This is a genomic window from Actinomycetospora sp., assembly GCF_055612215.1.
The window spans coordinates 1-12039 of sequence record NZ_JBVPVA010000756.1 but is presented as its reverse complement, the minus strand read 5'-3'; the positions used below and the strand labels follow the sequence as shown (position 1 = coordinate 12039).

The 12039-nt window shown below is 76.5% G+C and carries 10 protein-coding genes; 3 read left to right on the top strand and 7 right to left on the bottom strand.

Annotated features, from left to right (window positions below; translation table 11 throughout):
• Positions 1 to 104 precede the first annotated feature (104 nt).
• The 7 genes from AC0CYZ_RS20620 to AC0CYZ_RS20590 form a co-directional block, all read right to left on the bottom strand.
• Positions 105 to 1931, bottom strand: coding sequence for a phosphoenolpyruvate carboxykinase (GTP) (locus AC0CYZ_RS20620; RefSeq protein WP_472218728.1), 1827 nt, complete (start codon positions 1929 to 1931; stop codon positions 105 to 107).
• A 231-nt stretch (positions 1932 to 2162) separates the two neighbouring features.
• Complete coding sequence (locus tag AC0CYZ_RS20615) at positions 2163 to 3089, bottom strand: NAD-dependent protein deacetylase (protein WP_472218722.1); 927 nt, start codon at positions 3087 to 3089, stop codon at positions 2163 to 2165.
• Between the two features lie 40 nt (positions 3090 to 3129).
• A complete protein-coding gene (locus AC0CYZ_RS20610; protein ID WP_472218720.1) occupies positions 3130 to 4569 on the bottom strand; it encodes a metallopeptidase TldD-related protein in 1440 nt (479 codons plus the stop codon).
• A gap of 5 nt (positions 4570 to 4574) precedes the next feature.
• Positions 4575 to 6140, bottom strand: coding sequence for a TldD/PmbA family protein (locus tag AC0CYZ_RS20605; protein WP_472218726.1), 1566 nt, complete (start codon positions 6138 to 6140; stop codon positions 4575 to 4577).
• 41 nt (positions 6141 to 6181) lie between these two features.
• Positions 6182 to 6571, bottom strand: a complete 390-nt coding sequence (locus tag AC0CYZ_RS20600; RefSeq protein ID WP_472218718.1) for a DUF6802 family protein — start codon at positions 6569 to 6571, stop codon at positions 6182 to 6184.
• 244 nt (positions 6572 to 6815) lie between these two features.
• Positions 6816 to 8429: a hypothetical protein gene (locus AC0CYZ_RS20595; protein ID WP_472218716.1), complete on the bottom strand. Its 1614-nt coding sequence runs from the start codon at positions 8427 to 8429 to the stop codon at positions 6816 to 6818.
• A complete protein-coding gene (locus AC0CYZ_RS20590) occupies positions 8426 to 9910 on the bottom strand; it encodes a dynamin family protein (RefSeq protein WP_472218714.1) in 1485 nt (494 codons plus the stop codon). Before AC0CYZ_RS20590 ends, AC0CYZ_RS20595 begins: the two co-directional genes overlap by 4 nt.
• A 195-nt stretch (positions 9911 to 10105) precedes the next feature.
• Between AC0CYZ_RS20590 and AC0CYZ_RS20585 the strand changes: the two genes are divergently transcribed.
• The 3 genes from AC0CYZ_RS20585 to AC0CYZ_RS20575 form a co-directional block, all read left to right on the top strand.
• Entirely contained in the window at positions 10106 to 10531 is a 426-nt protein-coding gene (locus AC0CYZ_RS20585) for a hypothetical protein (RefSeq protein WP_472218712.1), read from the top strand.
• Between the two features lie 197 nt (positions 10532 to 10728).
• Positions 10729 to 11424: a tRNA (guanosine(46)-N7)-methyltransferase TrmB gene (gene trmB / locus AC0CYZ_RS20580; RefSeq protein WP_472218724.1), complete on the top strand. Its 696-nt coding sequence runs from the start codon at positions 10729 to 10731 to the stop codon at positions 11422 to 11424.
• Between the two features lie 44 nt (positions 11425 to 11468).
• The coding region (locus tag AC0CYZ_RS20575) for an NYN domain-containing protein (protein ID WP_472218710.1) at positions 11469 to 12039 on the top strand (571 nt) is incomplete at its 3' end.

Sequence of the window (12039 nt, the reverse complement as noted above, 5' to 3'; positions counted from 1 at the left end):
ACGTGCTCCCGGTCAGCGCGCCGTCCCCGCTCGGGCGCGCGACCGGGCGGACGTGACACCGCCCCCCACCCCGGCACGTGCCGGGGTGGGGGGCGGGACCGCGATCAGGCGCCCAGGCGCTGCTTGAGGGCCTCGAGCTCGTCGCGCATCGACGTGGGCAGGCCCTCGCCGATCTTGTCGAACCACTCCTCGATGAGGGGCAGCTCCTCGAGCCACTCCTCGCGGTCGAAGCGCAGCGACGCCTCGATGTCCTCGGCCGGCTCGGCGAGCCCCTCGGTGTCGATCTGGTCGGCGCTCGGGACATGCCCGATCGGCGTCTCGGTGGCCGCGGCCTTGCCCTCGAGCCGCTCGATGACCCACTTGAGGACGCGGCTGTTCTCGCCGAACCCGGGCCACAGGAAGCGGTTGTCCTCGCCGCGCCGGAACCAGTTGACGTAGAAGATCCTCGGCAGCTTGGTGGCGTCGGCGCTCTTGCCCACGTTCACCCAGTGCTGGAAGTAGTCGCCGACGTTGTAGCCCAGGAACGGCAGCATCGCCATCGGGTCGCGCCGGACCTGGCCCTTGCCGCCCTTGGCCGCGGCCGTCATCTCGCTCGACATGGTGGCGCCCATGAAGGTGCCGTGCTGCCAGTCGAAGGACTCGGTGACCAGCGGGATCGTCGTCTTGCGGCGGCCGCCGAACAGGATCGCCGAGATCGGCACGCCCTGCGGGTCCTCCCACTCGGGAGCGACGACGGGGCACTGCGAGATCGGCACGGTGTACCGCGAGTTCGGGTGGGCGGCGGGCTTGGCCGAACCGCGCGTCCAGTCGTCCCCGGTCCACGCGGTGAGGTGCTCGGGGTCGCCCTCGAGGCCCTCCCACCAGACGTCGCCGTCGTCGGTGAGCGCGACGTTGGTGAACAGCGCGTTGCCGTGCTCGATGGTGCGCATGGCGTTGGGGTTGGTCTTCCAGTTGGTGCCCGGGGCGACCCCGAAGAACCCGAACTCCGGGTTCACCGCGTAGAGCCGCCCGTCGTCACCGAAGCGCATCCAGGCGATGTCGTCGCCGACGGTCTCGGCACGCCACCCCGGGACGGTGGGCTGCAGCATCGCGAGGTTGGTCTTGCCGCAGGCCGAGGGGAACGCCGCCGCGACGTAGTACGCCCTGTCCTCCGGGCTGATCAGCTTGAGGATCAGCATGTGCTCGGCGAGCCAGCCCTCGTCACGCGCCATCACCGTGGCGATGCGCAGCGCGTAGCACTTCTTGCCCAGCAGCGCGTTGCCGCCGTACCCGGAGCCGAAGCTCCAGATCTCGCGGGTCTCGGGGAAGTGGCTGATGTACTTGGTCTCGTTGCAGGGCCAGGGCACGTCGGCCTGGCCGGGCTCGAGCGGCGCCCCGATGGAGTGCAGCGCGGGGACCCACTCGGAGTCGGCGGACTCGAGGCGCTCGTACACCTCGGGACCCATGCGGGTCATGATGTGCATCGAGGTCACGACGTAGGCGCTGTCGGAGATCTCGACGCCGAGCTTCGGGTGCTCCGCGTTCGTCGGGCCCATGCAGAACGGGATGACGAACATCGTGCGACCACGCATGCAGCCCCGGTAGAGCTCGGACATCGTGGCCTTCATCTCGGCCGGGTCCATCCAGTTGTTGGTGGGGCCCGCGTCCCGCTCGTCGACCGAGCAGATGAAGGTGCGCTCCTCGACGCGCGCGACGTCGTCGGGGTCGGAGGCGGCGTAGAACGAGTTCGGCTTCTTCTCGGGATCGAGACGCGTGTAGGTGCCGGCCTCGACGAGCTCATCGGTGAGGCGCGTCCACTCGTCCGGCGTCCCGTCGCACCACACCACCCGGTCCGGAGTGGTGAGCTCGGCGACCTGGGTCACCCAGTCCAGGACGTCCTGGCGCTGCAGCGGCGGGTTGTCGAGCCCTGGGATGGTCGGTGCGGCCGTCATACGTCGTGTCACTCTCCGATCGTGTCGCCGGTCTCCGAGCGACGACCGTGAGGTCGCCAGGTGACGGGGATCGTCACGTCCGCGGGGGGCGCAGGGGCACCGGACACGGGTGACGGCTGCTGCACCACACCGTGACGCCCCGTCGGAGTACTCCGACGTTAACGACAGATGTTGCCGACGGAACCGCTCGTCGGTGTCGAAGGCACCACTTCCACGATCAAGCTGAACGATTCAGGCCCGGAGGGCGCTGACCAGGGCGGGAAGGGCCTCACCGAGAGGTGACGCGAGCCGCACCGTCGCCAGCTCGTCCCCCCGGCTCGGGCCCGCCGTCACGATGGCGACCGGTGTGCCCGCGCGGGCGGCCGCGCGGGCGAAGCGCAGCCCGGACATGACCGCGAGGGACGACCCGAGGACGAGCAGCGCGCGGGCCCGGGCCACCCGCTCGAAGCACGACGCGACCCGGGGGCGGGGCACCGACTCCCCGAAGAAGACGACATCGGGCTTGAGCGGCCCGCCGCCGCACGCCGGGCAGTCGATCATCGTGAAGCGCTCGACCAGGCCGGGCGGGAGCTCGGCGTCGCCGTCGGGGTTGACCTGGGTGGAGCGCAGCGCGGCGACGTCGGCGTCGAAGGCCCGGTTGACGACGGCGAGGCGGGCCTGGACGTCGGCGCGGTCGCACGCGGCGGCGCAGCCCACGCAGACCACGCGCGCGAGGGCGCCGTGGAGCTCGACGACGTCGCGGGCCCCGGCGGCCTGGTGCAGCCCGTCGACGTTCTGGGTGATCACGTCGGTGACGAGTCCGGAGCGCTGCAGGGTGGCGACGGCCCGGTGGGCGTCGTTCGGGCGGGCGCGCTCGATCTGTGGCCAGCCGACGTGGCTGCGGGCCCAGTAGCGGTGGCGGGCGTCGGGGTCGGAGACGAAGGCGTCGTAGGTCATCGGGGCGTGGCGGCGGGCCGCGCTCGACGGGCCCCGGTAGTCGGGGATGCCGGAGTCGGTGGAGATCCCGGCCCCGGACAGCACGCACACCCCGCCCGAGCCGACGAGGGTCGCGAGGTCACCGAGCTCGCCGCGGTGCGGGATCTCGGCCTCCCACGCGGCCTGCGTGACCACCCCGGACGCGCCCGGCGCCCCCGGGTAGCGCATCACCACTCGTGCCACGGGCTCCAGTGTGCCCGCGCCGCGCGACCCGGGGTCGCGCTCAGCTCGCCTGCGAGACCGACGACATGTTGAAGTCGGGGATCCGCAGCGGCGGCATCGCGGCGAGGGTGAACCAGTCCTTCCACTCGCGCGGCAGCGTCCGCTGCGTCGCCCCGGCCTCGGTCGCGCGGCGCACGAGGTCGAGCGGGGACTCGTTGAAGCGGAAGTTGTTGACCTCGGCGACGACCTCGCCGTCCTCGACGAGATAGACCCCGTCGCGGGTCAGCCCGGTGAGCAGCATCGTCTCCGGGTCGACCTCGCGCATGTACCAGAGGCAGGTCAGCAGCAGGCCGCGCCGGGTCGAGGCCACCATGTCCTCGAGCGAGGCGTCCGTCCCCCCGGTGAGCAGGAGGTTCTCCGACGGCGGGGCGAAGCGGGCGCCGTCGGCCGCGAACTCCGCGGCCGCGGCGCGCGGGTAGGCCAGCTCGCCGACCCGGCCCTCGCGCAGCCACTCCACCCGCCGGGTCGCCGCGCCGTTGTCGAAGACCGACACCTCGTCGCCGGAGCTCGTCGTGGCGAGCACCGGTTCGTGGACCAGGCCCGGGAAGCCGGGCGCGTCGGGGTCCCCGGCGAGGGTGAGCGGCAGCGTCGTGAGCTGCTCGCCGACGCGGGTGCCGCCGGCGCGGGACAGGGCGCTGCGTCCCTCCTGCGCGGGCCGCCCGCCCATCGACCACGCCAGGTAGACCATGAAGTCGCTGACCGCCGACGGCGGCAGGATCGTCTCGTGGCGGCCCGGCTCGAGTGCGATCCGCCGCCGGCCCCACGCGAGCCGCCCCCGCAGGTCGGCCAGCAGCTCGGGCAGGTCGACGTCGGTGAAGTCCCGCGAGCTCTGCCCGCCCCACACCGAGGAGCCCGTCGACGGGTCCTTGAGGTTGATCTCCACGGCGCCGCCGGGGCTCACCCAGCGGCGCCGGACACCGGCCGTCGTCCCGAGCCACGTCGTGGTGACGTGGTGGTCGGCGAACCCGGCCGAGTGGTCGGCCCCGAAGGAGTCGGCCAGCGCCGCGGCGAGCCCGGTGAACACGCCCGCGGAGGTCTCGCCCGCGGCCGCGGCGAAGTCCTGGTCCGGGGGCGCGCTCGGCGGCGGCAGCTCGGCCGCGTCGCGGGCCGGACCGGACCGCTCGGCGGCGACGAGGGCTTCGCGCACCGCGTCGGTGAGGGCGGCGTCGGCGGCCGCGTGGTCGTCCGCGGCGCCGATCAGCGTCTCGGGCGCGGAGAGCCGCACGACCCCGGCGCCGGTGCCGCCGGCGGGCAGCGGCACGAGCAGGACGATCCCGACGGTGCGGTCGGTGGTCGCGCCGTTGGTGGTCATCGTCGAGTTGGCCCAGCGCAGGACGGCCTCGGAGGTCTCGCGGACGAGGACGGCGGCGCCGGCGTCGGGGCGGACGCGGCGCGCGATCTCCAGGGTCCGCTCGACGAGGGCGGCCGGGCTGGTCGTCACGGCGGTCACCGCCCGGCCTCGCTCGCCGTGTTCAGCACGCTGATCCCGCGGAAGAGCGCGCTCGGGCAGCCGTGGCTGACCGGGGCCACCTGGCCGGGCTGGGCCTTGCCGCACGTGAACGCCCCGCCGAGCCGCCACGTCGAGGGCCCGCCGACCGCCTCCATCGCGCCCCAGAAGTCGGTGGTCGTCGCCTGGTAGGCGACGTCGCGGACCTGGCCCGCGAGCTCGCCCCCGGCGATCCGGTAGAAGCGCTGGCCGGTGAACTGGAAGTTGTAGCGCTGCATGTCGATCGACCAGGAACGGTCCCCGACCACGTAGAGGCCGTCCTCGACGCGGGAGATCAGCTCGGCCGTGCTCGTGTCGGCCGCCGGGTCGGGGGCCAGCGAGACGTTCGCCATCCGCTGCAGCGGGACGTGGTGCGGGGAGTCGGCGTAGGCGCAGCCGTTGGACCGCTCGAGACCCAGGCGCGGCGCGAAGGAGCGGTCGACCTGGTAGCCGACGAGCACGCCGTCGCGGATCAGGTCGAAGGGCCCGGTCTCGGCGGTCGACACGCCGTCGTCGTCGTAGGCGACGCTCGCCAGGCCGTGCGGCTCCGTGCGGTCCCCGGTGACCTGCAGGACGTCGCTGCCGTAGCGCAACGTCCCGAGCCGGTCGGGCGTGGCGAAGCTGGTGCCCGCGTAGGCGGCCTCGTAGCCGATCGCGCGGTCGTACTCCGTGGCGTGGCCGATGGACTCGTGGATGACCAGCCAGAGGTTCGTCGGGTCGATCACCAGGTCGGTCGGCCCGGCGGCGACGCTCGGCGCCGCCAGCTTCTCCGCGAGCAGGTCGGGCAGCTCGGCGAGCTCGGCGTCCCAGTCCCACCCCGTGCCCGTCAGGTACTCCCAGCCGCGGCCCGCGGGCGGGGCGACCGAGCGCAGCGACTCGAAGCCGCCGCCGTCGCGGTCGACGGCCGTGACGCTCACGCCGGGATCGACCCGGACGCGCTGCTGGGTGGTCACCGTCCCGGCGAGGTCGGCGTAGAAGGTCTGCTCCTTGACCTGCAGGCACACCGCCTCGACGTGGTCGACCCCCGGCGCGCCGAGCAGCCGGGCCGAGCGGTCGGTGAGCAGGCCGATCCGGTCGCCCGGGTCGACCGCGAAGGGGTCGAGGACGTAGGGCGAGACCCAGGTGGCGTCGGCGTGGACCGGCTCCGCCGCCAGGGTCACGGTCTCCCGGGCGACGGGCGCGAGGGTGGCGGCGACGTCGAGCGCGCGACGGGCGGTGGCGGCGGCGGTGGCCGGTGTGAGGTCGACGTGGGCGGCGAACCCCCAGACCCCGTGGCGGAGCACCCGGACCGCGAGCCCCACCTCGTCGGTGTCGGAGGAGCTCACGACGCGCGCGTCGCGCAGCTCGAGCGCGGCGCTGCGGATCCGGTGCACGCGGACGTCGGCGTGCTCGGCGCCACCCGCACGGGCGGCCTCCAGCGCCGCGGCCGCGACCTCGCGCAGCGGCAGGGCCAGGAAGTCACCGTCGACCTCGCGCACGGTGGCCGTGGCGCCGGTGTCCGGGCGGCCGGCGAGGGCGCTGTCCATCGACACGGCCGGACCGTACCCGAGCCCTCCGACAGCGACGGCTACCCGCGGATCCACACCCCGGTGCGGGGGTCCACCGACGGCGGCGGGGGCGGCGGCGCGTCCCAGGGACGGTCCTGCGGCGCGGGGTCGCCGGTCCGCGCGGTGACGACGCCGTCCGCTCCGATCCGGGTGACCGCGTCGGCCCGCCCGTCGTGGTCGAGGTCGGTGGCGAGGACGAGTTGGTCGGCGACCTCGGCCACCGCGGTGTCGGGCGCCCCGTCGGCGTCGGAGTCGACGGTCGGCGCGCCGAGGACCGGTTCGCCGGGCACCAGGTCGCCGGCGAGCATCGCCGCACCCGGGGCACCCCACGCGGCGGTCGGCACGTCGGCGCCGGGCGCGTCCGGCGCGACGGGGTCCGGGTGCGTGAGGTCGGGGGCGGCGTCGGGCACGACCGGCACGCTAGGCGGGCGCGTGCCCGCGTGGGTGCGCTTCGGAGGAATCGTGGGCCGAGCGTCGATGATCCTTCCTCGCGGGGCGTGGCGCGGACCCGCGGAGCACACGGCAGAACCGGGTCCGCGGGACCCGCTTTCTCGGTGAGCTCGCGGCGCAGCGGTCGGCGCGGTCGCCTCCGGGCGGGCAGGACGACGGAGCTGGGTCCGACCGACGGACTCCGGACCCCCCGGTCCCCGGGCGTCAGGTCCGGTCGCGGGCCGCCCCGATCCGGGCCAGCACGGTCTCCGCGCGGGCGGCGGCCCGGCGCGCCCGCTCGGCGCGCGCCACGTCGCGGGCGTGCCCGTCCGCGGCTCGGCGGACCTGTTCGCCCACCCCGCGCAGCGCCGCGTCCACCGCGCGGGCCCGCTCGTCGAGGGCGCGGTCGAGGGCGAGGGTGATCTCCCGTTCGGCCGCGATGAGCGCCTCCACGAGCACCCGCTCGAGGTCGGTGCGGGCCTGGGTCACCGCCTCGGTCAGCCAGGCGCGGGCGTGGGCGCGGTCGGCCGCGCGGCGCCGCGAGTGCGCGAGCCACCCGGCTGCGCCGAGCCCGATCCCCACCGAGACCGGGACGAGCGCGGCGCCCACGACGGGTGCGACGGGCACCGCGAGCAGCGGCAGCAGCGCCAACCGGGAGAGCCCGAGCCCGCCCGAGGCGCCCGCGACGACGAGGAGCCGGTCCGGCCGGCGCGGGCTCGGCGCCGGGAGCTCCGGGCGCGGCTGCGGCGGCGGGATCCGCAGCGCGGCGAGCTCGGCGGGCGGGAGCAGCCCGGCCAGGGTCCCCACGACGAGGGTCCGCAGCCGCTCCCCGAGCGCGGCGACGACCGCGTCGGCCTCCTCGGCGACCTCCGCCGCCACCAGGTCGGGCAACGCGGCGAGGTCGGCCCGCGTCGTGGTGTCGAGGCGGTCCCGGTGGCGCACGCCGAGGGCCCGCAGCCGCCGGCCGAGGTCGTCCAGCACCGCGACCCGGGCGGCTGCGAGCTCGGCGCGCCAACGCACGTGGTGCTCCCGGCGCAGCGCGGCGCGCGCCGACTCGAGGGCGGCGCGACGCCGGCGCAGCTCGTCGTCGGCGGGCACGGGCGCCGTCACCAGCGTGCCCAGCGCGGTGGTCCCGGCGCGCAGCGCGTTGGCCTCGTCGAGCATCCGGCGCCGTCGCGCGAGCAGACCGTGCAGGTGGCGTTGCAGCGGGGCGATCCCGGCGTGCCGGCGCAGCGGCTCGCCGTCGGTGCCGGTCCCGCGGGCGGCGGCGGCGAGCACCGGGGAGACCGGGAACCACGCCGCGTCCGCCCACCGGGGGACCCGCTCGGCGACGAGGTCGCGGTCGGCCTCGAGCACGGTGCGCCAGCCCCGGTGCGCCTCGGTGCCCACCAGCGCGAACACCGCCGACTCGACGATGCCGGCGGCCGCCGCGAGCGCGTCCAGCTCGCCCGCGTCGAGCGGCGCCCCCGCTCCCGCGACCACGACCAGCAGGGACGCGTCACCGCCCGGGTCCCACCCGCCGCCGGGTGCCCGGGCGGGCAGGGCGAGGTCGAGTTCCTCGAGCAGCGGGACGTCCACGGCGAGTCCACCTGCCTCCGGAGTGGCCGCGATCCGCACGACCCCCGGCCCGACGCCGTCGGCGGGCAGGTCGAGCAGGGCGGCCGCGAGCGCCCGGCGGCCGCGTCCGGGAGCGCCGACGAGCGCCGCGACCGGCCGCCCCGCGCCCGACGCGACCGCCGGCGCGGGCACCCCCGCCTCGACGAGCACCCGCTCGACCTCGCGCCGCGCCGTCGCGACCTCGGCGGGCAGCGCCGCCGTGCCGGTCCCTGCCCCGCTCACGCCGTGAGCTCCCCCCACACCCGCGCCCAGCCGCGGTGGACGGCGGCGGCGACCTCGGACCGGTCGGGCGGGGTGCCCCACGTCGCGTAGGACCGCCACGTCGCGGCGCGGCGCGCGGCGTGCCCGGCGAGGTCCCCCGGCGCGGCGTCGTCGAGCCCGACGCGCGCCGCGAGGGCCGCCAGCCGGGCCCGGTCCGGCGCGGCGACCCCGGCGCCGGCGAGGAGGTCGAGGTCCTCGGCGAGCTCGGCGGGGAGCTCGACGGCGCCGCTGCGTGCGCGGGCGCCCGCCGCGAGCAGGGCGAGCTCGAGGTGGAGCGGCCGGGCCGCCAGGTCCTCGACGAGGTCGCCGAGCCGGACGAGGTCCCGGGTGCCCGCCGCCGGGGTCCGGCCCGCCCGCCGGTCGGCCCGCGTCGCGTCCCGTTCCTGCTCGAGCAGCGCGGCCACCCGCCGCTCGCCCGCGGCCGCCGCGAGCACGTCCGACCGCGCGCGGACGTCGGTGTGCAGCCGCTCGACGACCACGTCCAGGCCGGACGCGGCGAGCAACGCCGCGCAGACCTCGCCCACGCCCGCCTCCGGGCGCTCGCGCAGCAGCGCGACCGCGAGGGCGACGCCGCGCCGGTCGCACAGCTCGAGCAGCCGCGTGCGGGCGGGCGGGGGCGCCGGCAGGTCGGCGTGGACGAAGAGCTCCGGGTCGGCGAGCGCGGCGTCGACGGCCGGCCCGTCGGCGGTTGCGAGCGCGGCGAGCGCGTGCCGGTCCTCGGTGCGCAGCGCCCCCGTCGTCGCCGTCTCCGCCAGCAGCCCGACCACCGGGGTCACGGGGCCGAGGCGCGCGCCGAGGCGGCGCCCGAGCGTCGTCGCGACCGCCGCGGCGTCGTCGGGGGACCCGACGGTGTCGGCGCGGCCGAGCACCGCCACCACCCCGGCCGGGCCGTGGCGGGCGGCCTCGGCGAGCCGGTCCACCTCGTCCGGGCGGGCCGAGGAGGGCAGCACGACGAGGGCGGCGACGGCGTCGTCGGCCGGGCCCGGTCCCGACGGGGGCCGTCGCGCGGAGCCCGTCCCCGGGGTGTCGACGACCGTGAGCCCGTCCAGCGCGTCGCTGGTCAGCGTGACGAGCAGGTGGTCGACGTCGGCCGGGTCGACGCCGAGCCGGTCCCCGACGGCGGCCGGGACCCGTCCACCCTCGGCGAGCGGCAGCGGACGCCGGGTGCCGTCGGCGAGCACGACGTCGAGCCGGTCGACCGGTCCGCGGACGTAGCGGGCGACCAACCGGGTGCACTCGCCCGCCCCGGTCGGCGCGACCCGGCGCCCCACCAGGGCGTTGACCAGCGTCGACTTCCCCGAGGACACCGGCCCGGTGACGACGAGCGCGGGCGTCGCCTCCGCGCGCGCCGCCACCGCGTCGAGGGCGTCGGCGCTCGGCAGCGCGACGCCCGGCGCGGCCGCGCGGCACGCCCGGGCGGTGTCCTGCGCCCAACGCCCCACGGCCGCCTCCGTCGTCGATCCCCCGGGAGCGTAAGGAGGGCGGGTGACGCGCAGGGGCCGTTCCGCACGACCCGTGCGTCGCACCCGTCACTGGCGCCACGGGCGTGGCGGGGTTTCGCGCGATCACCGATCAGGGGATGCTGGGGCCGAACAGGCGCCACCCGGAGCGCGCAGGACCGCAGAGAGGGCCGAGTGGTGACCACGCCGGACACGGGCACGTATCTGCTGATCGTCTTCATCGGGCTGGTCGTCACGGTGGTCGTGGGGCAGATCCTGATGCGCACCGGAGTGGGGTTCCTGCGCGACGTCTTCGAGGACCACGAGGTCGCCCAGTCGATCACCCGGCTGCTCGGGGTGGGGTTCCACCTGGTGGCGCTGGGATTCATGGCGCTGCTCTCGACGTGGGCGCCGTTCGCGGTCGACGGGACCGTCCAGCTCGTCGTCACCCGGGTCGGCGGGATCCTCCTCTTCCTGGGCGTCCTCCACGTGATCACGCTGGTCGCCCTCGCCCGCGTGCGGAACAACGCCCGCGCCAAGCAGGTCGCCGCCTCGCTGCGCAGTGGCGCCCGCCGCCCCCCGCAGGACAAGCGCGACCAGACGCGGGTCATCGAGTCCGGCTGAGCACGCCGCCGGGGAGCGGTTTCCGCCCCGGGGCCGCACGTCGGCCGGGCGCCGGATGTGTGGATCGTCGGGTGGGCGAGGAGTACCCGGCGTCGGCCGGCACGTGGGCGGGCGCCGCGACGGGGGAGGGTTCCGTCGAGGAGCGCGCCACCGCCGCGCGACGGGGCATCGTCAGCTTCGCCGACCGCGGCGGCCGGATGACCGCGGGCCAGCAGCGCGCCTGGGACCGCTCGTGGGACCGCCTCGGGGCCGACCTCGCCGACCTCACCCCCGGCGGCCGCCGTGCGGACCTCCTCGACGCCGACGGCCGGCTCGACCCGGCCGCGTGGTTCGGGCGCGACGCCGGGCTGCGTCTCGAGATCGGCTCCGGGATGGGCGAGACCACCGCCGCGCTGGCCGCGGCCGAGCCCGACGTCGACCACGTCGCCGTCGAGGTCTACCCGCCCGGTCTCGGGCAGTTGCTGATGCGGGTCGAGGAGGCCGGGTTGACGAACCTGCGGCTGCTGCGCGGCGACGCCGTCGTCGTCCTGCGCGACCGCGTCGCGCCCGGGTCGCTCGCCGGGCTCCGCGTCTTCTACCCCGACCCGTGGCCCAAGCGCCGCCACCACAAGCGCCGCCTCGTCCAGCCCGCCGTCGTCGCGCTCATGGCCTCGCGCCTGCGTCCGGGGGCGACGCTGCACCTGGCCACCGACGTCGCCGAGTACGCCGAGTGGATGCTCGAGGTCACCGACGCTGAGCCGACGCTGGACAACCCGCACGGCGGCTTCGCGCCCCGGCCCGCCTGGCGCCCGCGGACCAAGTTCGAGACCCGCGCCGAGGAGCAGGGCCGCCCCAGCCGCGACCTCGTCCTGGTGCGCGGAGCCGGTGCCCCGACGGCGGGTGACGGCTCGTGATCGTGCGGCGGACCCGTCGACGTCGGGCAGTTAGAGTCGGCCCCGTGTCGCCCTCCCCCTCGCCGTCCCCGGCCGACCTCGCGCACCCCGCGACCGCGCCGGACTCCCTGGCCGGCGGCTCGACCGACGTCGAGGACGCACCGCTGGCGCAGTTCGAGGGCCCCGGGCGCACGCTGCTCGTCTGGGACGCGCCGAACATGGACATGAGCCTGGGCTCGCTGCTCGGCGCGCGTCCGACCTCGGCCTTCCGCCCCCGGTTCGACGCGGTCGGCCGGTGGCTGCTCGGGCTGGCCGGCCCGGACGGCGTCGCCGAGGCGACGGTGTTCACCAACGTCGTCCCGGGCTCCACCGAGATCGTGCGGCCCTGGGTGGAGGCGCTGCGCAACGTCGGGTTCGCGGTCTTCGCCAAGCCGAAGACGGCCGACGACTCCGACGTCGACGACGACATGCTCGCCCACATCGAGGCGCGGCGGGTCGAGGGCGGGCTGGCCCACGTCGTCGTCGCCTCCGGGGACGGGCGGGCGTTCCGGGAACCGCTCGAGGAGCTCGTCGAGGCGGGCATCCGGGTCACCGTCATCGGGTTCCGGGAGTACGCCGCGTTCGCCGTGGCCTCCG

What these genes read in the sequence shown, in the direction of transcription:
- AC0CYZ_RS20620 (WP_472218728.1), bottom strand. Translation starts at nt 1,931, where the DNA reads ATGACGGCCGCACCGACCATCCCAGGGCTCGACAACCCGCCGCTGCAG.
- AC0CYZ_RS20605 (WP_472218726.1), bottom strand. Translation starts at nt 6,140, where the DNA reads ATGGACAGCGCCCTCGCCGGCCGCCCGGACACCGGCGCCACGGCCACC.
- trmB (WP_472218724.1), top strand. Translation starts at nt 10,729, where the DNA reads ATGACCGCGGGCCAGCAGCGCGCCTGGGACCGCTCGTGGGACCGCCTC.